We start from the raw sequence: 23,821 nt of genomic DNA, 5'->3' as shown, positions 1-23,821 counted from the left end.
CGGCGTCGGCGTGCTACTTGCCGCCCACCCCCATCAGTCCGTTGATCAGCGCCCGCCGGGCCACGAGGTACACGGCGAAGATGGGTATGACGGAGAGGACGATCGCTGCCAGCACCGCGGGGATGTTCACTCCGAACTGGCTCATGAAGTTGAACAGTCCCAGCGTCAGTACGCGCTGCTCCTCCGACTGGGTCAGGATCAGCGGGAACAGGAAGCCGTTCCAGGCCTGCAGGGCGGAGAAGATGGCCACCGTGCTGATCCCGGCCCTGGACAGCGGCACCGCCAGCTGCCACAGCATGCGCATGGGCGAGGCGCCGTCGAGGGCCATCGCCTCGTACATCTCCTCGGAGACGTCGCGCATGGTGCCGCTGAGCACGAGGACCGCGACGGGCATCGCGAAGGCCGCGGTGGGCAGGATGATCGCCCACAGCGTGTCGTACAGCCCCATCTTCCCGATCATCAGGTACAGGGGCACGATCACCGCCTGCGCCGGGATCGCCACGCCGAGGAGGAAGGTCCGGAAGGCGAGCGACGAGAGCCGGCTGCGGGTGCGGACCGCCACGTACGCCACCGGGACCGAGAACACGAGCACGAGGGCGACCGTGGCCACGGCGACGAGCGCGGTGTTGCCGATCAGCGAGAGGAACCCGCTGTCCAGCACGGTGTCGTAGTTGTCCAGTGTGGGGTCCGTGGGGATCGCCAGCGGATCGCCGTTCAGCGCCTCGTCCTGGTGCATCAGCGACGCGGAGACCAGTGTGTAGAGCGGCACCAGGACGATGAGGAGCCAGATCAGCGAGCCGAGGCCGGCCACCGGGTTGCCGAGGGGCCTGCGCCGGCGGACGGGACGTCCGCGGTGTGGCGCGGTCGGCGTCGCGCGGCGCTGCGGAGCCGCGCGGCGGGTGTCGATCGACATCTCGTCACATACCTTCCCGGGTCGACCGCATGGACCCGAAGCCGCTGAGGCGGACCATGACAAGCGAGATGCTCGTGGCCACCACGACCAGTGCCGTGGCGATGGCCGCCGCATAGCCGAGGTCGTACGTCTGGAAGCCGGTCCGGTACATCAGGTAGGGCAGGATCGTCGTGTCCGTGCCGGGACCGCCCTTGGTCATGATGAGCACGGTGTCGAAGTACGTCAGCGAACCGACGATCATCAGGACCGACGAGGTCGTCATCGTGTGGCGGAGCTGCGGCAGGGTGATGTGGAAGAACTGCCGCACCATGCCCGCGCCGTCGATCGAGGCGGCCTGGTAGAGGACTTCGGGGATCTGCCGGGCGCCGCCCTGGTAGATCAGCGTGTGGAAGGGCATGAACTGCCAGCCGCCGACGAACGCCACGACGAGCAGGGCTCCGGTGGACGAGCCCATGACGTTGGGGTCGACACCGATCCAGGGCCCGATCGTCTGGATCACACCGAAGTTGGGGTCCAGCAGGGCGTGGAAGAGCATGGCGATCGCCGTGGTGGAGAGCAGCAGCGGGATGAAGAAGACGGCGGAGAGGAAGGCGCGGCTGCGCTGGCGCCCTGCCGCCCACACACCCAGCAGCAGGGCCACCGGCGTCTGGAAGACCCAGCTGATCGTGGTGAGCAGCAGGCTCAGCCAGGCGGCCTGGCCGAACTCGGAGTCCTTGAACAGCCGGGTCCAGTTGTCCAGGCCGGTCAGGGTCGGGGAGTTGAGTCCGTCCCATCGGCAGAAGGAGAGGTAGACGGCGATCGCCAGGGGGACGATCGCGAAGAGGGCGAAGAAGAGGATGCCGGGGACGGCCCAGGCGACCGGCGGGCGGCCGACGTTGCCGACGGCCGCCTTCCCGTCTCCGTGCCTCTTGGCGACCGGAGTGTGGTGGGACATCGTTACTTGGCGGCCTTCATTGCTTCGACGAACTGCTCGGGAGTCGTCTTGCCGGCGAACAGCTTGCTGATCTCCGTGAGCAGTGGCGTGGCGTACTGGGCTTCGAGTGCCTGGTCCCACGAGAGCGTGAAGCTCGGGGCCTTCTGCACCATCTCGTACTGGTCGGTGGCGAACTGCGGGTTGGGGGAACCACTCAGCATCGAGGCCGCGTTGGACGTGGTCGGGACGTCACCGTTGTCGACGAGGGCCTGCGCGTAGGACTTCGACGCCATCGTCTTCAGGAAGGCGACGGCGGTGTCCCTGTGCTTGGTCCGGGCGTTGACCGACCAGTAGTTGGTGGGGTTGCCCACCACGTTGGCGGGGTCTCCCACCCCTCCGGCCACCGTCGGGAAGCCGGTCCAGCCGAGATCCTTCTTCGCGAACTCGGGAGCCTTCCCCAACTGGGTGGAGTACTCCCACGAGCCCATGAGGTGCATGGCGGCCTTGCCCTTGTTGAGCAGGGTCGGGGCTCCGCCGTTGCCGTAGTCGACGGAGTTGAAGTTCTTGCCGAACGCGCCCTCGTCGATCAGCTCCTTGACGGTCTGCGCCGTCTTGAGCACCGCGGGATCTCCCCAGCCGTCGGTGTCGCCGTCCTGGATCTTCTTGAAGACCTCGGGACCGCCGATCCGGTCGAGCAGGTACTCCATCCACATCAGCTCGGGCCACTTGTCGGAGCCGCCGAGTGCGAAGGGGGTGATTCCGGCGGCCTTGAAGGTCTTGATGGCCGCCTGGAGGTCCTCCCAGGTCTTGGGGGGATCGACCTTGTGCTCGGCGAAGAGGGACTTGTTGTAGAAGAGCATCACGGGCTGCATGCCGCGCATGGGCACCCCGTAGACCTTCCCCTCCAGGCCGCCGGCCGTCATGATCGACGGAAGGAAGCCGTCCTTGAGCGTGGCGTCGTTCTTGACCGTCGACGTGAGGTCGACGAGCTCCTCGGAGTCGACGTAGGGCTTGATGGACCCGCCGCCCCAGTTGAAGAAGACGTCCGGAGCGCTGGGCGATCCCATGGCGCTGCGCAGCTTGTTGACGTATTCGGTGCCGGGGACCGACACGAGCTTCACCTTGACCTCGGAGGTCTTGTTGAAGGTGTCGACCGCGGCCTGCTGGACCTTGACCGCGTCGTCGCCGTAGACGTAGGCGGTGATGGTTCCGCTGCCGCTGCCGCTGTTCCCGGACCCGCAGCCGGCCAGCACGCCGGCCATGACCATCGCCGCACCCGCCGCGGCCCATCTCGTCGTACGTGTGCCCTGAGTGAATATCCCCGACCGCATGACCGCACCCTCTGTCGAATGTTTCGGCGTGCCTTTCGAATGTTGCCGGAACCGTACGGTCGTGTTTCGGGCCAGTCAAGAGGGCAGGAGCAAGGATTTACGAACCTTGCCCAGCCGCGTATGCGGGGCGGCGGGCGAGCTACGATTCGTGCATGAGCCCTGCAAAGGTCCAGCCCCAACAGGAGAAGGCGCCCGCCGGCGAGCCGTCGGAGAGCACCGCCACGCTGGCAGAGATCGCCCGAGCGGCCGGAGTTTCGGCTCCGACAGTTTCGAAAGTGCTGAACGGCCGCGCCGACGTCGCCCCGGGTACGCGCACGAGGGTGGAGGAGCTGCTGCTGCGTCACGGCTACCGCCGCAGGCGGGGCGCCTCGCAGCAGTCGCAGCTCATCGATCTGGTCTTCCACGAGCTGGACAGCGCCTGGGCGATGGAGGTCGTCCGGGGTGTCGAGAACGTCGCCAGGGAGGAGGGCCTGAGCCTGGTCCTCTCGGAGAGCGCCGGCCGGCTCACCCCCGGCCAGACGTGGGTGGACGGCGTCCTCGCCCGCCGCCCGGCCGGAGTGATCCTGGTGCTCTCCGACCTCGACGCGGCACAGCGGGCCCAGCTGACGAGCCGCTCCATCCCCTTCGTCGTCGTCGATCCGGCGGGTGATCCCGGCGACGACATCCCGTCGGTCGGGGCCGCCAACTGGCAGGGCGGCCTGGCCGCCACACGCCATCTGACGGGTCTGGGCCACCGGCGGATCGGTGTCATCGGCGGACCGGCCCGCATGATGTGCAGCCGCGCCCGGCTGGACGGCTACCGTGCGGCCCTGGAGACATCCGGCGTCCCGATGGACCCCGAGCTCGTCCGGGAGGGGGAGTTCAACCACGAGGACGGCTACACGGCGGCCCTCGAACTGTTGCGGCTGCCGGAACCGCCCACGGCCGTCTTCGCCGGGAACGACCTGCAGGCACTCGGCGTCTACGAGGCCGCCCGCGAGCTGGGGCTGCGGATCCCGGAGGACCTCAGCGTGGTCGGCTTCGACGACCTGCCGCTGACCCGCTGGATCGGCCCCCCGCTCACCACGGTGCGCCAGCCGCTCATAGAGATGGCGGAGACCGCTGCCCGGCTCGTGCTCGACCTGGGCCGGGGCAGGCAGCCCGCGACCACCAGGGTGGACCTGGCGACGAGCCTGGTCGTCCGCAGCAGCACGGCCCCGCCGGCGCGCTGAGGGGGCGGGCCGTGCGCCCGCCCCCACCCCTCGCGAGATGCCCACCGCGACCGGCGCATCCTCGCCACGACCGCTGTGACCTGGGCCGACACCCCAGCTCCCGGCCGCTGTCAGTGGCCGGGTGCAGACTGGCCCCTGTCCGGCACAACGGCGTTTCGGGAGGTCCTGTCATGACCGATGTAATCCTCACCGTGGGCACCCGCAAAGGGCTCTTCATCGGCCGCAGACGCGGTGGGACATGGGAGTTCGGCGATCCGCACTTCAACGCCCAGGCGATCTACTCGATCGCGATCGACACCCGGGGAGCGACGCCCCGGCTGCTGGTGGGCGGGGACAGCGCGCACTGGGGCCCCTCGGTCTTCCACTCCGACGATCTGGGCGGGACCTGGGTGGAGCCGCAGCAACCCGCCGTGAAGTTCCCGCGGTTCACCGAGGCGTCGCTGGAGCGCGTCTGGCAGCTGCATCCCGCCGGCCCCGAGGCCCCGGACGTCGTCTACGCGGGGACCGAACCGGCCGCACTGTTCCGTTCGGACGACCGCGGCGAGAGCTTCGAACTGGTCCGTCCGCTCTGGGAGCATCCGACACGGTCCGCGTGGGTGCCGGGCGGGGGCGGTGAGGGGCTGCACACCATCCTGACGGACCCGAGGGACGCCCGGGCGGTCACCGTCGCGGTGTCCACCGCGGGCGTGTTCCGCACCGAGGACGGCGGTGAGCGCTGGGCCCCCTCCAACAAGGGCGTCTCAGCGGTCTTCCTGCCGGATCCCGATCCCGAGTTCGGCCAGTGCGTGCACAAGGTCACCCGCGACGCCGCCGATCCCGACCGGCTCTACCTGCAGAACCACTGGGGTGTGTTCCGCAGCGACGACGGCGGGAGGCGCTGGAAGGACATCGGCGACGGCCTTCCCTCGGACTTCGGCTTCGCCGCCGCCGCGCACCCGCACCGCGCGGACACGTTCTACGTCTTCCCGATCAACGCCGACGCGGACCGCGTCCCCGCCGGCCACCGCTGCCGGGTGTACAGGACCCAGGACGCGGGCGAGACCTGGGAGCCCCTCACGCGCGGGCTTCCGGACGACGACCACTACGGCACGGTGCTGCGCGACGCGCTCTGCGTGGACGACGCCGACCCGGCCGGCGTCTACTTCGGCAACCGCAACGGCGAGGTGTTCGCGAGCGCGGACGACGGCGACACCTGGCAGCAGCTGGTCTCGCACCTGCCGGACGTGCTGTGCGTACGGGCGGCGGTGCTCGGCTGACCGGCTGCTGCCGGGGCGCGTTCGATCAGCTGAAAACCACGGACCGGACCTTCAGCCGCTCCGAGGCGCCCCCGCCCGGGCGCAGGGTGTAGTAGACGTCGCCCTCGCAGTCGGCCCCGAGGAAGACGGTCGCCGTCGCGTCCGTGACGTTCTTCGGCGCGTAGGCGGGTGGCAGTGCGTCCGAGTCGGCACCGGGGAGGCTGATGCACTCCCCACTCGGCGGGTCGTTGAGGAACCCGACCGCTTCGTAGCCCTCGTCGGTCTCGTACGTGTACCTGAACTGGCCCTCGGCAGCCGAGGCCGGGGCGGGCAGGGTGACGACGAGCGCGAGTGCGCCGAGGGCGGCGGCTGCATGGTGGCGGAGGCGCATGGAGGCATTCCTTCGTGGGAGGTGGGTCAGGTGCACCCCAGGCTTCCCCGGTCGGACCGCCGGATGACCGTCTCCCACTCCGACGGCGCGGCAGAATCGTTCCCCCCTCACTCCGGTGGAGGGCTGCCCTTCCCTGACCGCGCCCCGTCACGGCGCTCCGCCCGGCTCACTCCTCGGTCGGCACGCACAGCACCGGAACGGTCGACAGGTGCAGGAGCTTGTGCGGGGTGGAGCCGAGCAGCGCCCCCCGCATCGGGCTCTCACCCCAGCTGCCCACCACGATGACCCTCGCCGCGTGACGCGAGGCGGCTTCGATCAGTGCTTGCGCAGGACTCAGGTCGATCACCTCGACGGTGGTCGGCACATCGGCCTCCTCCGCAGCGGCGACCGCCCGTTCCAGCCCCGTACGCCCCGCCTGGCGGATGGCCTCGTAATGGGCGCGGTACTCCTCGCCGGTGGGGCCGGGCGGGGCCGCCCCGTAGACCAGGACGAGCTGCTCTCCGAAGGCGGAGGCCACCTCGATCGCCGCGCGCAGGGCACGCGCGGCACCCGGTGACTCGTCGTACCCGAGGACCACGGACATCTCAGGGCTCCTTGCCGTGTACGAGGTCGGGGTCGACTACGCCTCGGCGCTCCGCCCAGAAGGCCGGCGACCGGAGGCGCAGCACCACCATGAGCACCACTCCGACGAGGCTGATGCAGATACCGATGACGAGGGGCGGGCCCAGCCCGAACCAGGAGGTCCCGCTGTAGGAGTTCGCCGGGTCGGACATGTCCATGACCGACCGGACGAGGAGCCAGGTCAGCAGGCCGGCTCCGACCACCGGGCCGAGACCGATGAGGAAGAAGTTGCGCGCGCTCTCGGTGAGATGCCTGCGGTAGTAGACCGCGCACGCCACCCCGGTGAGCGCGTAGTAGAAGGCGATGAGGAGGGAGAGCGCCGTCAGTGAGTCGAAGAGGGCGTTCTCGCTGATCTGGTTGACGACGAGGTACCAGGCGATGGCGATGACAGCCACCCACCAGGTGCTCACGTCGGGGGTCCGGAACCGCGGGCTGATGTGTCCGAAGTGCGCGGGCAGCGCGTGACGCCGGGCCATCGACAGGGCCGTGCGCGAGGCCGGGATGATGGTGGTCTGCGTCGAGGCGAGCGCCGACGTCGCGACCGCGAGCAGCACGATCCAGTCCCAGCCCCCCATGACCTCGCCCGCGAGCAGGGCGAAGATGAACTCCTCCTCATCGGCGTTCTCCGCGAGGTAGGCGGGGCCGGCGAAGGCGACGACCGCGAAGCCGACCGACAGGTAGGTCACCAGCAGGATGACCGTCGACCACACGCCCGCCCTTCCGGGAGCGGTCGCGGAGTTCTCCACCTCCTCGGTGAGGTTGACGCACGACTCCCAGCCCCAGTAGATGAACACGCCCAGCAGCAGTCCTCCCGTGAGCGCCGCGCCGCCCGCCCCGAAGGGGTTGAGCCACTCGACGGAGGGTCTGACGTAGTCGAAGTCGGTCGTGCCCGCGTAGACCCGGTAGAGCGCGACGATCACGAAGACGAGGAGGAACGCCACCTGAGCCAGGATCAGGACGTTCTGCACCTTGGCCGAGATCTCGGTCCCGATGACGCACAGGCCGGTCATCACCACGATGAGGATCACGGTGAGCAGCTGGCGGACGAATGTGTTCTCGGCCCAGCTGTCGAGGCCGACGGCCAGCAGCCCGAAGCTGACGGCCACGTCCGCCAGTGACCCGACCACGAGGACACCGGTCATGGTGATGGCCCAGCCACCGAGCCACCCGGTCCACGGCCCCATGGCGCGCGTCACCCAGGAGAAGGTCGTCCCGCAGTCCTGGTCGACCTTGTTGAGGTAGTAGAAGGCGGCGGCGATGAGGAGCATCGGCACGAAGGAGGCGAAGAGCACTCCGGGTGCGTAGATACCGACGAGCGCCACGATCGGACCGATGACCGCCGCCACCGAGTAGGCCGGTGACGTGGCGTTCAGTCCGATGACGAGCGCGTCGACGAAGCCGATCGCATTCGGCTTCAAGCTTGCCGGCGGTCGTGATCCGGCACGGTCCTCTGCCACGCTCCCTCACTAGGGTCACAGGCCTGAAGAGAAGGCGGAATATGTCGATTCGTATGTTATTGAGCTACGTCGATGTGCGCATGTCCGGCGGTGTCCCCGGGACCGGCCGCAGGAGCGCTTCCCGGGGCCTTCATTGCTCGCGGAGGCCCCACGGCGCGCCGTACTCGGTCAGGAGATCGAGGAACGGCCGGGGCGGCATGGCCTCGGGGCCCAGCACCCCGGTGCCGCTCCAGATGCCGCCCGCCATGAGCTCGAGCGCGGCCACGGGGTTGATCGCGGTCTGCCAGACCACGGCCTGGGAGCCGTACTCACGCATCGACCACTGGTTGTCGACCACGTGGTAGAGGTAGACCTCGCGGGGCTTCCCGTCCTTGCTGCCCTTCACCCAGGTGCCCGCGCACGTCCTGCCGTGCATCCGCTGCCCCAGCCCGGCCGGATCGGGCAGGCAGGCGGCCACCACGTCCCTCGGCGAGACCTGGGCGGCGCCGGTTCCGCTCTTCACGGACACGGGGTCCGTACGGTCCAGACCCAGCTTGTGGAGCGTGCGCAGCACCCCGATGAACTCGTCGCCCAGGCCGTACTTGAAGGTGACGCGACGGGCCTTCAGCCAACGGGGGACGAGCAGCACCTCCTCGTGCTCGACGTTGACGCACTCGACCGGCCCGATGCCCTCGGGGAAGTCGAAGACCTCCGGTTCGCTGAAGGGTGCGGTGGTGAACCAGCCCCGCCCCTCCTCGTAGACGACCGGTGGATTCAGGCACTCCTCGATGGTCGTCCAGATGCTGAAGGACGGGGCGAAGTCGTAGCCGTCCACCGTGAGGTCCGCGCCGTCACGGATGCCGATCTCCTCGATCTCGTCGAAGAGCTCGTCGGAGGCGTAGCGGGCGAACACGTCCGAGAGCCCGGGCTCCACCCCCATCCCGACCAGCGCGAGCAGCCCTGCGGCCTCCCACTCCGCCGCGCGGTCGAACTGGGCGTCCCCGAGCTTGACTCCGCACTCCTCGTACGGGCGGGACGGATGCGGCCTGGACAGCGACATCGCCATGTCGAGGTAGTGGACCCCTTCGGCGAGTGCCGCCTCGAAGAGCGGCATGACGAAGCGCGGGTCGGTGGCGTTCAACAGGACGTCGCAGCGGTGTTCGGCGAGGGCGGCGCGCACGGCCACCGGGTCGGAGGCGTCGAGCCGGACGGCACTGAAGCGGTCCCCGCGCTCCCCGAGGGCGGCGACAGCGGTCTCCGCCCGTTCACGGTCGTAGTCGGCGACCGTCATGTGCTCGAAGAAGGGCCGCCGGGCCGCGATCCCGGTGATCGCCGTGCCCACTCCTCCCGCGCCGACCAGGAGAACACGCATGGGACACCACTCCTCTGCCGATTCTGCCGATGGCACGGCCGGGCCGGCCGGTCCGGTGGAGTGGGGACGCTAACAGCCCCGCTCCCGGGCGGCGGGCAACGTCGGGCCGGTGTCCCGTGTCCCGGCGGTACGCGCACCGGGGAGCCACCCGGACGGCTCCCGGCACCGGGCGAGGACGACGCGGCGGAGCGGTCGGGCGACATCCACCGCCGGATGCTCAGGACCGGACGGTCACCGCGGCCCGGAGAAGGAGCCGGCCCCACCGGCGGGGGGATGCCGGTGGGGCCGGGTGCTCACGGAGGTGCGGGGGGCACCGCCCGGAGCTCGGGTCACAGGGTCTCGTGCCCCGGTTTCGAGAACCTATGCACCGTGTCGGCGTGTGCGTCCCGGACCGCCGGCGGATCCGCGCGGCCTCGGCGCCCGCGTCCCGGGCCCCGGTCCGCCGGAGGGACCGGCTCCGGCGTGGTGCGTGGTCCGCGGGGCACCGCTCACGGGAGGCGCCAGTCCACCGGCTTCTCTCCCACGCCGGCCAGGAAGTCGTTGGTGCGGCTGAAGGGCCGCGATCCGAAGAAGCCACGATCCGCGGACATGGGAGAGGGGTGCGCGGACTCGATCGCGGGCAGGTCCCCGAGGAGCGGCCGCACATTGCGCGCGTCCCGGCCCCACAGCACGGACACCATCGGCCTGCCACGCGCGGCGAGAGCGCGGATGGCCTGCTCGGTCACCTCTTCCCAGCCCTTGCCCCGGTGGGCGGCGGGTTTGCCCGGTGCTGTGGTCAACGCCCGGTTGAGCAGGAGCACGCCCTGCCGCGTCCACGGCGTCAGGTCTCCGTTGGAAGGCCTCGGGAGGCCGAGGTCGGAGTGCAGTTCCCGGAAGATGTTCTCCAGGCTGCCCGGGAGGCGCCGCACGTCGGGGGCGACCGCGAAGCTGAGGCCGATCGCCATGCCCGGGGTCGGGTAGGGGTCCTGACCGACGATCAGGACGCGCACGTCGTCGAAGGGCTGCTGGAAGGCGCGCAGGACGTTCGCCCCCGCAGGCAGGTAGGTGCGGCCCGCTCCGATCTCCGCGCGGAGGAAGTCCCCCATCGCCGCGATCCGGCCGGCCACGGGCTCCAGTGCCTGAGCCCATCCGGGCTCCACAAGTTCACTCAACGGTCGCGCTGCCACACGTGTCACCCTACCGGCCTACACCGACAACGTGATCATGCGGTCCCCCTCCAGAGGCGCCCGGGGGTAGGCTGCGCGGCGTCGTCAGTCCTCCAGTCCCCCGGAGCCGTTCCATGAGGTCGCTCAGGCGGTGTCGCCCCCAGTGATGGATACGGTCGAACAGCGGTCGGCCGAGCGGTGGTTGCCGTGACCGGCGCCCGGGGCCCGTTCGTCCTCGGTGTGGACTCGGGCGGTTCCGGGCTGAGGCTGGCCCTGGGTTCCGCCGACACCACGCGCCCCGTCACCACGGACGTCTGCGCCGAGCCGGTGCGGACCGGGCCGGCCGGTATCGACGCCGGACACCTGCTGGAACAGCTGCTTCCGGCCGCCCGGCGGCTGCTGGAGCGGGAGGGCCCCGGGGCGTCCGTCTCCGCCGCGGCGATCGGGGCCGCGGGCATGGCGACGCTCGGTGACCAGCTGCGCGCCGAGGTGCCGGCCGCACTCGCGGACGCGCTGGGTGTGCGGCGGGTGGCCCTGGCTGCCGACGCGGTGACCGCGTACGCGGGGGCGCTCGGGCAGCGGCCCGGGGCGGTGGTCGCGGGCGGTACGGGAATGATCGCGCTCGGCACCGATCTCAGGACGTGGCGCCGGGCGGACGGCTGGGGGCATCTGCTCGGGGACAGCGGCGGGGGTGCCTGGATCGGCCGGGCGGGGCTCGACGCGGCGATGCGGGCCCATGACGGCCGGCGCGGTGGTTCGCCCGCGCTGCTGGAGCGGCTGGAGGCGGCCTTCGGTCCCGTCACCGGTCTGCCGGGCCTGCTATATCCGCGTACGGACCGTCCCGCGCTGCTCGCCTCCTTCGCCCCCGAGGTCGGTGCCTGCGCCGTCGCCGACGAGGTCGCGGCGGGAATCCTGCGGGACGCGGCGGCACACATCGCCGAAGCCGCGGCCGCGGTGTGTCCCGGCCCCGCCGACTCCGGTGGCTGTGAAGTCGCCTTCACCGGTGGGCTGTTCCGCATGGGTGAGCCGCTCCTCGCACCGTTGCGCGGAGAGCTGGCCGAGCAGGTCCCGCAGGCGCGCGTGGTGCCGGCGGCGGGCGATCCCCTGCACGGTGCGCTGGAGATCGCCCGGGCTCTCGCCGGACCGGGGCTGCGCATCCCACCCCACCCGCACCTCTTGTTCGTACCGGGAGTAACGTAGACGATTCGAACGATCCTCCGCCCGGACAGAGCAGGTCAGTCGCCTGTTTTGCCACTCAACAGACATATACGGACAGATGACGCCTGGCCGCCCCCTCCCCGAACAGAGGGGCACCCAAAACCAGTAGCATGCGGCGCCATGAGCACCCCCACTGGGCCCGCTTCCGGCCTGCCTGTACGAATGCCGCGACCTCGCCAGTCCGGACGGCACCGCCGCCCGGAGCCCGTGGTCGCACCTGAGGGCGCTGCCGCGCTCGTTCTCGCCCTTCCCGGTACCCCTTCTCCGGCCTCCCGCAGCCTGGCCGAAGAAGTGATCAGCATCGCCCGGTCCGAGCTGCCCGGTCTGAATGCGCAGATCGGCTATCTCGACGGCGACGACGCCGAATATCCCGCGCTCGCCTCCGTACTCACCCATGCCGCCACCGAGCGCACCGCGCGCTACGAGCAGGCCATCGCCGCGGGTCGCGAGGTCGCCGAGCCCTCGGGCCCGTCCGCCGTGGTGGTCCCCCTGCTCGCGGGGCCCGACAGTGCCCTCATCCGGCGCATACGGAAGGCCGTCATGGACAGCGGCACACAGGCCGAGCTGACCGACGTACTGGGTCCGCACCCGCTGCTCGCCGAAGCGCTGCACGTGCGCCTCTCGGAGGCCGGCCTGGCCCGCGCCGACCGCGCGAGGCTCTTCACCGTGGCGACCGCGGCCGACGGCATCGTCCTGGCCACGGTCGGCGGCGAGGAGGCCGTGCAGGCCGCCGGCATCACCGGCATGCTGCTGGCCGCCCGGCTCGCGGTGCCCGTGATGGCCGCGGCCCTGGACGTGGAGGGGTCGGTGGCCTCGATCGCGGCACAGCTGCAGGGCTCCGGCTCCGCCCAGCTCGCGCTCGCGCCCTACCTGGTGGGCCCGGAGATCGACGCAGGGCTGCTGGACGCTGCCGCGAAGGAGGCCGGCTGCGCGACCGCCGAGCCGCTCGGCGCGTACCCGGCCATCGGCAAGCTCGTGCTCTCGCTGTACGCGACGACACTGGGGATCACCCCGGCGACGCCGCAGGGAGCCCAGGCGCACTGATCCGGCGCCCGGGACACCATGAGGCGCGGACCGGTTCCTCCGGTCCGCGCCTCATGGTGTGGCGGCCACGTGTCAGGCGAACACCACGCAGGAGGCGGCCGGGACCTCGATGGAGCCCGCGTGCTCGGGGATTCCCGTCTCCGCGTCCACGGCGAACCAGCTGACGTTCCCGGAGTGCTCGTTGGCGGCGTACAGCCACTGCCCCGAGGGATCGAGGGTGAGATCGCGGGGCCAGCGGCCCCCGCAGCCCACGGCCGCCGCCAGGACGGGCTTCTCGGCCGTCTCGTCGAGCGTGAGGACCGAGATGCTGTCGTGCCCCCGGTTGGCGGTCCAGAGGAACCGGCCGTCGTGCGAGACCACCACCTCCGACGGATACGTGCGCACGGCATCGCCCTCGTCGTGGCTGTACGGCAGCACCGGCGCCTCCCCGAGCGGCTCGAGCAGCCCGGCGGCAGCGTCCCAGCGGCACACGGTGACGGTCGGTTCCAGCTCGTTCAGGACGTAGGCGTGTCCCCCGGACGGGTGAAAAGCGAGATGGCGCGGCCCCGTGCCCGGCCGCAGTGACGTCTCGGAGTGAGTCCGCAGGGAGCCCGTGCCGGGGTCGAGGGCGCATACGCGTACGGAATCGGTACCGAGGTCCACACTCAGCACCCACTCCCCCGACGGGTCGGCCAGCACCTGGTGCGCGTGCGGGCCGGACTGCCGGCCGTCGTCCGGACCGCGGCCCTCGTGCCGCAGCACGCCGGCCGCCGGGCCGGGCGTGCCGTCATCGCGCACGGGCAGCGCGGTGACGCTTCCGGACCCGTAGTTGGCGGTGAGCAGATGGCCTGCGGCGAGAGCCAGGTGGGTGGGGCTGCTCCCGTCCACCGGCCGGACCTCACCGATCAGGCGCGGAGTTCCGTCGGCGTCGACAGAGAAGGCCGCGGCGGCGCCTTCAGGGGCCTCACTGACGGCGTACAGCACGGTGCCGCCCGTGCCGGGAGCACGCCCGACCGCCAGGAAGGACGGGTCGGCGACGACGTCCGTGGACGCGAGCACCGTCGGCGCCCCCGTGTCCCGGTCGACGGCGGCGACGGTGATGCCACGGCCCCCCGCCGAGGTGAACGACCCTATGAATGCCCGCTTTGCGTGGTCGGCGCCCATCGCGCTACCCCTCTTCACGTCCGTCACGATCTTCCCGGCCGACGGTAGCAGGCAGCGCTTTCTGGTCCAGACCAGGAAGAGGCCTCAGAGAGGGGCGCGCGAGCGCGCGGCGTCAGGGATCCGGGCGTCGCCCGTGACCCGGCCGGCGCCCCGCACGCGCGACGGCTCAGGCGCCGGCCGGGAGGCGGCCGGGCCTCCGCAGGGGCACCGCGAGTTCGAGCAGGGCCCGCTCCAGCGCATGGAGGTGGGCGAGCACGTGTTCGGCGCCCGTCGGCCCCGCAGCCGTCGCGTCGTCGAGCTGCGGGTGCCGCCCGGCGGCCGGCGCGTCGGTGAGGGCCTCGACAGCGACCTCCACCCGCCAGCAGGCCGCGGCGAGCCGGATGTCGTGCGAGGCCTCCGGATCCGCGGCGACGGAGGCGAGACCACGCACCTCACGTGCGCAGTCGTCGAGCAGCGCGAGCACCTGCCGCGCCCGCCGCTTACGAGCCTTCATCGGGTTGAGCGGGTGCACCAGCGGGGCGAGCGACAGGCGCACCCGGCCGAGGATCGCCTCCAGCTCGGCCACGCGCCGGGGCGGGTCGGCGTCCTCGCTCCCGGCGAGCCGGGCGGCGGCCTCCGCCGTGCAGGCGTGCACACAGCGCAGCGCCCGCTCCACCCACGCCTCGGTCACCGAGTGCGTGGTCACCGGCAGCACGAACAGCACCGCCAGCACGGCACCGAGCGCCCCGACCGCCGTCTCGGTCACCCGCAGCATGAGCAGACCCGCGTCGAGCACGCCGAGCAGCCCGTAGAGCATGCTCGCCATCACGGTCACGGACAGCATCATCCAGGTGTAGGAGACAGCGGCGGTGTAGAAGATCCCGAACACGCTGATCGCCACGACCACGGCGGCCACGACCGGCTCATGGTGCAGCGGCACGGCCACGGCGAAGCCCAGTCCGATCCCGAGCACCGTCCCCAGGAAGCGTCTGAAGCCGCGCACGACGGTCTCGCCCCGCGAGGTCGTGGCCACGAACACCCACCAGGTGGCGCCGACCGCCCAGTACCAACGCTGGTCCGAGAGCAGCTGGCCCACCCCGAGCGCGAAGGCCGCGCCCAGTGTCGCCTGCACGGCCTGCCGCGTCGTGATCCGCCCGAGCCCCGCCGCCCCCGTGGGAGGGACGACTGCCACGGGTGCCGCGAGCCGCCGCTCGTAGCACCACACCCCGAACCGCACCACCGACGACGCGATGAGCGACAGCAGCACGGCCGCGTACAGCTCGGGCAGCCGGCCGGGCACGGTGTGCAGGAACTGGGCGGAGAAGTAGGCCATGAAGCCGAACACGCCCAGCGAGTGCCCCCGGGGCCCCCACCGTCGCGCGTACACCCCCGCCCCCACGACGGCGAGGAACGCCAGGTCGCGGGCGACGGGCACATCGTGCAGCACCGCGGCGAGCGTGAGTGCCGGAAGACCGACGACGGGGAGAAGCGCGGTCGTGGTCGCCTGCCCACGCACCGTCGGGTCGGTCACCGTGAACAGTGCGAGCAGCGCGGCCAGGCCACCGGTGATGGCGGCGGCCAGCGACTGCCCGGCCGCCCCGCACAGCGCGACGGCGAGCCCGATGCCGAGCACGGCCCGGGACGCGAACCGGAGCCGTATCCGGCCCGGATCGTTCGCGACGAACGCCCTCTTCAGCAAGTTACCCCGCACCTTTCGTACATGGACCAGCGCAGACATGAGAAAGGCGCCGCAGAAATCCCCGGGGGGACCCGCAGCGCCATTGATGGACATATCTCAGCATCTGAAGGGCTGATGGTTCAACCGGGACCCATTTCACTGTGCCAATGGCTCAGAATCAGCGCGCCTTGCACGGCCACAGCAGAGCCAACGGACCAGCCCGCACGCGCCACCGGTCCGCGGACGGCGGACAGCGCTGCGGAGCCTGGGTCCGATCACTGAGGGGAGCCGCGCGCCGCCGGCCGGACAGGGAGCGCCCCAGCGAAGAGGCACCGTGCCGGGCGCGGCCCGTCCCTGGCCGAACGGGGCGGCGACCTATCGACGAAAATGGTCGGGCTGCGCCGTGCCGGATCCGCCACGCGAGAACCGCCGGCCTGCGGCGCGGGCGGCCGGAGGGGCCGCCCTGTGCCGGCCTCCTGGGATGCCGACAGCGTGCCTGGACGTCAGGAGCGCGCCATCAGCGTGGCCAGGGCGGCACGGGAGGCGACGTCGGTCTTCCGGTACACCCGGGAGAGATGCGTCTCGACGGTGCGCGGACTGAGATAGAGCCTTTTGGCGATCGCCTGGTTGGTGAGGCCCTCGGCGACCAGCTCGGCGACCTCCCGTTCACGTGCCGTCAACGACGCCAGCCGTTGCGGGACGGCGTCAGGCGCCGGAGGTGCGGGCTGCCGCGCCATGGCCGCCAGACCGGCGAGCAGGTGGGCGCCTCCGGCCGTGGCCAGCCGGTGGCCCTCCTCGCGCGCCGCCTCACCCCGTGCCGTGAACCCCGCAGCCGTGAGAGCCGGGGCGGCGAGCAGTAACGACCGCGCCTCCCAGAAGACCGCACCGGACCGTGCGCACTCCTCGGCCGCCTCGGAGAGCAGGGCCGCCGCTGCGACCGGGTCGCCGCCGTGCAGCGCCAGCTGAGCCGCGCTCCGCATGGCGGAGGCACGTTGGAGGGGCAGGCCGAGTCGGTCGGCCTCCCTGCGCGCCCGCTCGGCCCATGCCGACGCGGAGTCGACGTCCCCCGTGAACATGGCGGCGGTGACGAGCAGTTCCAGGAACAGTGGGCGCATCGAGGGCTGCAGACCCTGCAGGTCGTCACCGCCCGCACGGAGCAGGGCGTCCCGGGCGCGGTGCGGGTCACCGCCGGTGAGCGCCGCGTACCCGAGCATGCACCAGGCCATGGAGGCCCGCCAGTTGTCGCTCGGTCCCATGCAGGCGACTGCTTCCTCGGCCACGGCCAGTGCCTCCGGAGCCCCGGGCGCCGATGCCACCACCAGGACCTGCGCCTTGTTGGCCAGGACGAACGCGAGCAGCTCGCGGCTGCCGATGCCTCGTGCGATGTCCTCGGCCTCGTCGGCCAGTTGCCTCGCCGACCGCAGCCGGCAGGTCTGGATCCGGACGTGCGCCACGCACAGCAGCAGGAGCGGGAGGAGATAGACCTGCCCGCTGCGCCGTGCGATGTCGAGGCCCCGGGTGGCGTGGCGCTCGGCGTCGGCGAAGCGGCCCAGGAACGCCTCCGCCCAGCCGAGTCTGGCCAGCGGCTCGCACAGCGATGTGAGGTCGTCGTCGGGCAGGCCGTCCATCAGCTCCGCCGCCTGCCCGGCGAACCCGGCCGCCGTGACCGTGCCGCCCTCGTAGGCTTCGCCGAAGGCGGCGAGCGCCAGCGCACCTGCTTCGCCCGGTTCGTCCAGGAGTGAACGGGCGGCCGCGAGGGCGCGGACTATCTCGCCCCGCACCTGCGGATAGGGGGTGTTGTGCGGTGCGGTCGAACCCAGTTCGATCCCGATGGCAATCCTGTCCGCCGGCGACAGCCCCACCTGCCGCCTCAACTCCCGGCGCAGCAGGGCTATCGCCTCGGGATATCTTCCGAGGTGCCGCTCCATCAGGGCGCACAGCACGACGGCCGACGTCCTGACGTCGGCCTCGCCCGGACCTGAGGTACTGAGGACCTGGTGCAGCAGTTCCCGGCTCTCCCGAAGACCGCCGGCGACACCGAGCGCACGTGCGCGCCCCAGCATCAGCCGGCGTCGCTCGGCGGTGTGTTCGGCGGTGTCCGGAAGGAGCCGGAGCACGATGCCCAGCCAGTGTGCGCAGCTCGTCGGGGCCGTCGACGCGGTCTGCTCGGCGGCCTGCTTCAGCACGGCGATCGCCCGGGGGTCCCAGGTGGTCACCGAGCGTTCGATGTGCTGCGCCTGCTCGATGGCCGGTGCTCCCGCGCGAGCCAGCTCGACCGCGGCCGTGCGATGGATGTCGACGCGCCGCCGGGCCGCGGTGGACTCGTACACCAGAGTACGGAGGACCGGGTGGCGCAGCATCGACCGACCGCCCGGTCCGGTGCGCACGAGATCACGCCGGGCAAGGGCGTGCAGATCCTCGTCGAGCTCGGCGTCGGTACGGCCGGCCGTCGGACCGATCACGGGCGGTACGGCGTGGTCGCCGAGCGCGGCGACCACCTCCAGGGTCCGGCGCTGCGCAGGGGTGAGCGGCGTCAGCTCGTCCAGCAGCAGCGGTCCGAGGCCTGCCGGCAGCCCCTCGGAGACATCACCGGCCGAGGTGGAGGCCGGAGCACCGCGGTGCACGGGGCCCTCGCGGTGGGCGTGCACCAGCGAGAGGAAGTAGAGGGGGTTGCCCTCGCTGGCGGTGTAGAGCTGCGCCGCCCGGACGCGCGGCAGCTCGGGGGCCAGCCCTTCGGCGCATTCCTGTTCGGCGAGCGGGGAGAGATCGATCCGGATCACCGCGTCGGTGTCGAGTCCGCGGGTGAGCGCCACTGCGAGCGCCGGCGGAGTCTGGCGGTCGCGGCGCGCGACGACGAGGACGACCGGGCCCGGCACCGGGTGCCGTACGAGATGGTCCAGGAGCTCCAGCGACGCCGGGTCCGCCCAGTGCATGTCGTCCAGCGCGACCACCAGGCCCGACCCGCCGAGCTGCGCCAGCAGCCGTGCCGTCGACCGGTGGAGGGCAAAGCGGTCGACGGCCGATGGGCCCGTCACGGAGGAGGGCCCCGTGGCCCGGCCGCCGAGGATCGGGGACATCGCGTCGAGCAGCTCGGACGCCGCACTCGGACCGCGGTCGTCCACGTCGGCGAACGCATCGGCGAACGGCCGGAAAGGGAGGTGCTGTTCGAACTCCGTGGCCCGGCCCCGCAGGACCGCCGCACCACGTTGCCGGGCACGCAGACAGAACTCTCCCACCAGCCGGCTCTTGCCGATTCCCGCCGCGCCCGTGAGGTCGACGATCGCCGGGCTCCCCCGGCCCAGGCGATCCAGCACGGCATCGAGCTGCACCAGTTCGGCCGTGCGCCCGACGAGCGGGTTCCCGCCGTCGCGGTCCGTCGCGGCCCCGGGCGCCGCCCCCGCCTGTGTGATCCCTCTGGCGAACTCCACGGCTTTGTCTACCACGTCGGCCGGGCGCGGGGGTGCGGCACCGGGTCCGAGGAGCACGGCCGGGGATCAGGACCGCATGCCGTCCCCGGCGACGGTGAGGCCCGGGCGCCTCAGCCGAGCAGGGCCCTGACCACCTCCACCACGAGGGCGGCGCAGCCGAGGACCAGCGGGGAGAAGGGCATCGTGAACAAGAAGAAGACCACGTAGCCGTTCCCGCGAGCCCAGTCGGCGTGGCGTGCGCTGATGAGCAGCCAGATCGACACACCGAGGAACGGAGCTGTCAGGAACCAGGTGATGGACGTCCACACCGTCAGCGCGGAGCCCGAGTACTCGTGTGCTTTCCCGCCCGCCGTCCGCACCTCCACGAGGGTGCCGTCCTCGTACTTCTCGTCGGCGTGGTGGAGGGTCATCTCCCACTGCGGCTGCCTTCCTCCCTGCGGCCCGGCGGCCGATCGCGGTGTGTACACGCCCTCACAGGCGTAGCCGTCGGGATCACCGTCCGCATCGGTCGCTTCGTAGCACTCCGTCACCTTCATGGTGCCGTCCACGGGCCCGACACCCACTACGGCCGCCAGGTGGGGGACGGGGACCGACCAGACCAGCCACCCTGATACGGCGAGGCTCAGCGCCGCTCCGGCGACGGCAGCCCCCCGCGCCCACCGGGGCACCTTCCCCGCCACACCGCCTCCCCTCCGAAGCCTGGTCGCTGAGCCGGCCGGTCACCGCTCCCCCGGACCGCCCAGACCCCCGTGTCGGCCGGACCGGTCACCAGCCTGCCCGCCGGTGCGGTGTCGCGCGTCCGTGGTTTCCCTGATCTGCGCTACGTACATCCGACGTCGGCCCACGTGTGTTCCGGGGAACCCGCGGCGGGCCGCACAGGGCCTGACCGCCCTCTACGTAGGGATATACGTGATTCCACCGACGCCGCCCGGGACGAGCGCTGAGAGCATCGGCCTCCGGGGCGCAGTGGTACCACCTGGACAGAACCCGCGGGAACGCGCCTGCAGCTCGCCGGTCGAATGGAAGGTGCTCTTCGTGTCACACCGAGTCCGCGTTCCGCACATCCTCGGAGTAGCCCTGGCGCTGTCTCTCACCGCCTGCGGGTCCACGGAGGAGGAGGCTCCGGGCGCCAGGGACACGGCAGTCGCCGACCGTGCGGCCGGCGCCCCCGATCCCGGCGCATGTCCCGACAAACACGCGGTGACCGTGGACGACGACGCGTTCGGGGGGACGGCCGACATCGACCTCTGCGCACTTCCCGACGTGCACCGGACGGCCGTCAGCGCGGCCTGGCTCAGGGTCTACGACCGCCCCACCGGCGCACCGCTCAACACCGCGCCGGTCTCCTGCACCGGCGCGTCCGAGGACAGTTGCACGGAGATCAAGGCCGGCGCCGCCGATCAGTGCAATCAGGCCAAGCCCGACTGCCACCCGCGGCGCGGCGAGGAGGTGCCCGTGATCTGCTCCACCACGGACCCTTTGAATCCCACCACTCAGTGGTACGGGGTACTCCTCAACAGCAAGCGCCTGCTGGCCATGGGGACAGGTCACGACCGTCGATTCACCAAGGACTTCACCGACAAGGGGACATCCCCGTCGGCTACGTGGACATCAAGGGCCTCGACCGGGTGTCGCGCCGGCTTCCCGCCTGCGACGGCTCCCTGCTTCACGGCTCGGGAGCCCGCTTCCTCGCGGAGATGAAGGGTCTGACCCTCGACTGATCTCACGTCACCGAGACTCCGGAGACAGAAGTCGTGCCCTCCAGCGGTGTTCCGAGGCCGGGCCGCGACAGGCCGGTTCGGGGCACCGGTGGTGCGGGCGTGCCGTGCGGTCCCCCGCGCACGCCGTGCGCGCGGATCCAGCTTCGACCGAGGGAGCATCAGTGCGCGACAGAGTGGCCGGCCTGGGGCTCGGCGGGATACGCAGCGATCACGCCATCATCACCCCTGCGATCGGCTCCATGATGCAGACGCTGAGGGGATTCCTGCTGGTTGCCTGGGTCGTCATGCTCGTCACCACGGTCGTCAACCCGTCCGCGGTCGACGACAATGCCGTCGGCACGACAGCCGTGGTGGCCGCGGTGTACGCCCTGAAGTACGGATGGCGCCGGCTCACCGCCCTGCTCGGCGTGAACAGGTGCTACCTGTGCACGGACGGTGTGGCTGTCACCGACCGGTTCGGGCGGATACGCGACTCCGTGGCCTGGAGCGAGGTGGCCGGGGTGCAGCAGACGGCGTTGGTGGGTCTCGTGACGGGCTGCCACCGCGTCGAGATCTTCAGGAGCCCTTCCGTCGGGCCCCTCTGGTTCGTGGCGCCGGGAGCGAAGTCCGCCCTGGTGCAGGATCTGCTCGACGAGGGCAGGCGCAGCGGCGCCCTCCAGTGAGCGTCCCGCAGGCGCGGCCCGGGCAGCCCCTCACCCCGCCGCGCGTGCGACCGAGCACCACGCGACGGACGCGACCTCACGGCCCGCCGCACGTGCGGGCGGGCCGTCAGCGTCCGTACGTGGCGCGGCACAGGTCGACGATCTCGGCGGACGCGACCCCGCGGCCGGTCGCGCAGACGGTCCGCATGTCGTGCTGCTGCTGCGGCCGGGCCACGCGTGGGGGGCGGGCGTGACGGGGCTCGGGGCGGGGCCGGGCCCGGTGTCGCGGCCGGCTGTCGGCCTGCCGGCGGACCGGGGGCACGACGGCCTCCGGCTGCCGGACCGGCGGACGCACCCTCTCCGCCTTCTTCCGCTTCCGCTCCTCCTTGCCGCGCGGCCGCTCCTCGGCTTTCCCCAGTGCGTCGTGCACCGCCGCCGGCGCCGTGGGCGCCGTGGAGGCCAGCGCGCCGGGGGCGTTGCCGGAATGCACGGAGGCCACAGGGGCCGGTCCGTCCGTCTCGGCCGGTACGGACACACAACCGGCCGTACTCAGCAGGGCCACGAGCGCGAGGGACATCGACCGCAGGTTCATGCCTTGATCAACGACGCTGCGATCCACGGGACACGTCCGGGGCGTCCGGGGCCGCACACCGCCGCACTCAGCCGGAGAGACCGGCCCCGGCGATGCCCAGCGCGCGAGCGATCTCACCCGGCAGCGAGCCCGGCCGCGGGTCGGCACCCCAGGCCCACTGCTCGACGGCGATGCGCAGCGCGCCGTTGAACAAGGTGGCCTGCACACGTGGTTCGAGGTCGTCCGGCCCCCGGCCCGTGCGTTCTGCGATGACCTCGGCGAAGACCCGCTCCGCGTCGTGGTGGACCTGGAGCCAGACGGCCCGCAACCCGGGCTCGCTGCGGGTGAGCAGGACCAGGTCGCGCAGCGCTTCCGCGTCGGTGGAGGCGGACGCGTCCGTGAGCGCGGACGGGCCGCCCGCGACGGCCTCGGCCAGCGGCCGGTCGCGCGGCCATGCCCTCATGAGCACGGTGACGGAGTCGAGGGCGTAGGTCAGCAGCGGGCTGACGCACAGCTCCTTCGACGAGGTGTAGCGCCAGAGCGTCCGCTGCGAGATGCCCGCCGCCGCGGCGATCTCGTCGGCGGTCGTCGCGGCCACGCCGCGCTCCGCGAAGAGGCGTACGGCCTCGCGGGCGATCTCCAGCCGGGTGGCGGCCTTGCGGCGTTCGGTCAGCGGGGGGCGCCCGAGGCGCGCTCCGCCCTGCGTCCCCGTTCCGGCGCGGGCGGGACGGCCCTTCGTCCCGTCGGCGTGTGCGGTTTCCACGGCGTTCGGCCCCTTCCTTCCCGGTCGCACCCATCGTATCGACCTCTTTTCCGGCAGAGCTCGCCATTGTGGCACCGCACGCCAATAAAGTAGCGTGACGACGGAATCAACGATCGCAAGGAGCATCTCGTGAGCGTCACCACCAGCGGCCCCGGCCGCAGCGTCATCGTCACCGGCGCCGGATCGGGCATCGGCCGGGCCGTGGCCCTGCGCTTCGCGACGGAGGGCGCGCGCGTCGTGATCGCCGACGTCGACCCCGCGGCGGCCGACAAGGTCGCCGCGGAGGTGACGCGAGCCGGGGGCACCGCGGTCACCGTGATCGGGGACCTGCGGGACCAGGCCGTCGTCGACCGGGTCGCGGCAACAGCCGCGGAGGAGTTCGGCGGGATAGACGTCCTGGTCAACAACGCCGGGATCATGGACAGCATGTCGGCGGCCGCCGACACCGGCGACGACGAGTGGGAGAGCGTCATCGGCATCAACCTCACGGCCCCGTTCCGCCTCACCCGGGCCGTGCTGCCGCACATGCTCGCCGTGAGCAGGGGCGCCATCGTGTTCACCGCCTCCGAGGCCTCCCTGCGGGGCAGCGCGGCGGGCGCGGCCTACACGGCCTCCAAGCACGGCATCGCCGGCCTGACGAAGTCGCTGGCGGTCATGTACCGCGAGAAGGGGATCCGCTCCAACGCCATCGCCCCGGGCGGCACCATCACCAACATCCGGGTGGAGGCGGACCGGGGCGCACACGGGCCCGCGGCACTCGCGCCCTACATGGGCAACGTCGGCACCCTCGCACAGGCGGACGAGCAGGCGGCGGCCATCGTCTTCCTCGCGTCCGACGCGGCGAGCAACATCAACGGGGCGATCCTGCCCGTCGACAACGGCTGGTCCGCCGTCTGACACTTCTCATGTTCCGTCGGCGCTCACCGTCACCTCCGGTGCGCACCGACGCGACGCGGCGCACTTCGGCGCAACCGCTTCCGGCCATCCGCGCGAGCGCCCCACGCACCCCGGCGCACGGCAGGAGTCGGCCTCCGCGCGGGTCGGAGGCCATTTCCGGACAGCTCGAG

At 71.8% G+C, this 23,821-nt stretch carries 21 protein-coding genes; 7 read left to right on the top strand and 14 right to left on the bottom strand.

All coding sequences use genetic code 11. The features are described from left to right. Nucleotides 1-13: 13 nt before the first annotated feature. Genes ACFUNE_RS09335 through ACFUNE_RS09325 form a run of 3 tightly spaced genes read right to left on the bottom strand, consistent with a single transcriptional unit; the run spans nucleotide 14 to nucleotide 3,094 of the window. Nucleotides 14-913 (bottom strand): carbohydrate ABC transporter permease, encoded by a 900-nt coding sequence (locus tag ACFUNE_RS09335; RefSeq protein WP_383564356.1) that lies wholly within the window; start codon nucleotides 911-913, stop codon nucleotides 14-16. A gap of 4 nt (nucleotides 914-917) precedes the next feature. Continuing rightward, a complete protein-coding gene (locus ACFUNE_RS09330) occupies nucleotides 918-1,847 on the bottom strand; it encodes a carbohydrate ABC transporter permease (protein ID WP_383564354.1) in 930 nt (309 codons plus the stop codon). A gap of 2 nt (nucleotides 1,848-1,849) precedes the next feature. After that, complete coding sequence (locus tag ACFUNE_RS09325) at nucleotides 1,850-3,094, bottom strand: extracellular solute-binding protein (protein WP_383564977.1); 1,245 nt, start codon at nucleotides 3,092-3,094, stop codon at nucleotides 1,850-1,852. A gap of 215 nt (nucleotides 3,095-3,309) precedes the next feature. Between ACFUNE_RS09325 and ACFUNE_RS09320 the strand changes: the two genes are divergently transcribed. Next, on the top strand, nucleotides 3,310-4,368 hold the full coding sequence (locus ACFUNE_RS09320) for a LacI family DNA-binding transcriptional regulator (protein WP_383564352.1): 1,059 nt from the start codon (nucleotides 3,310-3,312) through the stop codon (nucleotides 4,366-4,368). Nucleotides 4,369-4,538: 170 nt separating this feature from the next. Beyond that, the gene (locus ACFUNE_RS09315; protein WP_383564350.1) at nucleotides 4,539-5,624 is read left to right on the top strand and encodes a WD40/YVTN/BNR-like repeat-containing protein; all 1,086 of its coding nucleotides are present in this window, start codon (nucleotides 4,539-4,541) and stop codon (nucleotides 5,622-5,624) included. Between the two features lie 25 nt (nucleotides 5,625-5,649). Here the strand turns inward: ACFUNE_RS09315 and ACFUNE_RS09310 are convergent, their stop codons facing one another. From ACFUNE_RS09310 to ACFUNE_RS09290, 5 genes are all read right to left on the bottom strand, one after another. After that, entirely contained in the window at nucleotides 5,650-5,994 is a 345-nt protein-coding gene (locus ACFUNE_RS09310; protein ID WP_383564348.1) for a hypothetical protein, read from the bottom strand. 166 nt (nucleotides 5,995-6,160) lie between these two features. Further along, on the bottom strand, nucleotides 6,161-6,577 hold the full coding sequence (locus tag ACFUNE_RS09305; protein ID WP_383564346.1) for a universal stress protein: 417 nt from the start codon (nucleotides 6,575-6,577) through the stop codon (nucleotides 6,161-6,163). A gap of 1 nt (nucleotide 6,578) precedes the next feature. Beyond that, nucleotides 6,579-8,072 carry an APC family permease gene (locus tag ACFUNE_RS09300; protein WP_383564344.1) on the bottom strand — a complete coding sequence of 498 codons (1,494 nt, stop codon included), beginning with the start codon at nucleotides 8,070-8,072 and terminating at the stop codon, nucleotides 6,579-6,581. 130 nt (nucleotides 8,073-8,202) lie between these two features. Continuing rightward, entirely contained in the window at nucleotides 8,203-9,423 is a 1,221-nt protein-coding gene (locus tag ACFUNE_RS09295) for a saccharopine dehydrogenase family protein (protein WP_383564342.1), read from the bottom strand. Between the two features lie 488 nt (nucleotides 9,424-9,911). Next, on the bottom strand, nucleotides 9,912-10,589 hold the full coding sequence (locus ACFUNE_RS09290; RefSeq protein WP_383564340.1) for a uracil-DNA glycosylase: 678 nt from the start codon (nucleotides 10,587-10,589) through the stop codon (nucleotides 9,912-9,914). Nucleotides 10,590-10,766: 177 nt separating this feature from the next. Here ACFUNE_RS09290 and ACFUNE_RS09285 point away from each other — a divergent pair, with 177 nt between their 5' ends. Together ACFUNE_RS09285 and ACFUNE_RS09280 are read left to right on the top strand one after the other, a co-directional pair. Then, nucleotides 10,767-11,768: an N-acetylglucosamine kinase gene (locus tag ACFUNE_RS09285; protein ID WP_383564338.1), complete on the top strand. Its 1,002-nt coding sequence runs from the start codon at nucleotides 10,767-10,769 to the stop codon at nucleotides 11,766-11,768. A gap of 138 nt (nucleotides 11,769-11,906) precedes the next feature. After that, a complete protein-coding gene (locus ACFUNE_RS09280; RefSeq protein ID WP_383564336.1) occupies nucleotides 11,907-12,830 on the top strand; it encodes a sirohydrochlorin chelatase in 924 nt (307 codons plus the stop codon). A gap of 72 nt (nucleotides 12,831-12,902) precedes the next feature. On the opposite strand, the gene ACFUNE_RS09275 is transcribed toward ACFUNE_RS09280, so the two are convergent. The 4 genes from ACFUNE_RS09275 to ACFUNE_RS09260 all read right to left on the bottom strand — a co-directional run bounded on the left by ACFUNE_RS09275 (nucleotide 12,903) and on the right by ACFUNE_RS09260 (nucleotide 19,738). Then, nucleotides 12,903-13,973, bottom strand: a complete 1,071-nt coding sequence (locus ACFUNE_RS09275; RefSeq protein ID WP_383564975.1) for a lactonase family protein — start codon at nucleotides 13,971-13,973, stop codon at nucleotides 12,903-12,905. Between the two features lie 166 nt (nucleotides 13,974-14,139). Beyond that, nucleotides 14,140-15,651 carry an FUSC family protein gene (locus ACFUNE_RS09270; RefSeq protein WP_383564334.1) on the bottom strand — a complete coding sequence of 504 codons (1,512 nt, stop codon included), beginning with the start codon at nucleotides 15,649-15,651 and terminating at the stop codon, nucleotides 14,140-14,142. A gap of 482 nt (nucleotides 15,652-16,133) precedes the next feature. Continuing rightward, nucleotides 16,134-19,040 carry an AAA family ATPase gene (locus ACFUNE_RS09265; RefSeq protein ID WP_383564973.1) on the bottom strand — a complete coding sequence of 969 codons (2,907 nt, stop codon included), beginning with the start codon at nucleotides 19,038-19,040 and terminating at the stop codon, nucleotides 16,134-16,136. 128 nt (nucleotides 19,041-19,168) lie between these two features. Continuing rightward, nucleotides 19,169-19,738 carry a hypothetical protein gene (locus ACFUNE_RS09260; RefSeq protein ID WP_383564332.1) on the bottom strand — a complete coding sequence of 190 codons (570 nt, stop codon included), beginning with the start codon at nucleotides 19,736-19,738 and terminating at the stop codon, nucleotides 19,169-19,171. 355 nt (nucleotides 19,739-20,093) lie between these two features. On the opposite strand from ACFUNE_RS09260, the gene ACFUNE_RS09255 reads away from it, so the two are divergent. Together ACFUNE_RS09255 and ACFUNE_RS09250 are read left to right on the top strand one after the other, a co-directional pair. Next, entirely contained in the window at nucleotides 20,094-20,759 is a 666-nt protein-coding gene (locus tag ACFUNE_RS09255; protein ID WP_383564330.1) for a hypothetical protein, read from the top strand. Between the two features lie 181 nt (nucleotides 20,760-20,940). Further along, nucleotides 20,941-21,441 (top strand): hypothetical protein, encoded by a 501-nt coding sequence (locus tag ACFUNE_RS09250; protein WP_383564328.1) that lies wholly within the window; start codon nucleotides 20,941-20,943, stop codon nucleotides 21,439-21,441. Nucleotides 21,442-21,547: 106 nt separating this feature from the next. Here ACFUNE_RS09250 and ACFUNE_RS09245 read toward each other — a convergent pair whose 3' ends face one another. Both ACFUNE_RS09245 and ACFUNE_RS09240 read right to left on the bottom strand, forming a co-directional pair. Beyond that, a complete protein-coding gene (locus tag ACFUNE_RS09245; RefSeq protein WP_383564326.1) occupies nucleotides 21,548-21,997 on the bottom strand; it encodes a hypothetical protein in 450 nt (149 codons plus the stop codon). A gap of 82 nt (nucleotides 21,998-22,079) precedes the next feature. Then, nucleotides 22,080-22,754: a TetR/AcrR family transcriptional regulator gene (locus ACFUNE_RS09240; RefSeq protein WP_383564324.1), complete on the bottom strand. Its 675-nt coding sequence runs from the start codon at nucleotides 22,752-22,754 to the stop codon at nucleotides 22,080-22,082. A gap of 129 nt (nucleotides 22,755-22,883) precedes the next feature. Between ACFUNE_RS09240 and ACFUNE_RS09235 the strand changes: the two genes are divergently transcribed. Continuing rightward, a complete protein-coding gene (locus ACFUNE_RS09235; protein WP_383564322.1) occupies nucleotides 22,884-23,651 on the top strand; it encodes an SDR family NAD(P)-dependent oxidoreductase in 768 nt (255 codons plus the stop codon). Nucleotides 23,652-23,821 lie beyond the last annotated feature (170 nt).

The organism is Streptomyces sp. NPDC057287, from assembly GCF_042667905.1.
Lineage (GTDB): Bacteria > Actinomycetota > Actinomycetes > Streptomycetales > Streptomycetaceae > Streptomyces.
This window is presented reverse-complemented; position numbering and strand designations above follow the sequence as displayed.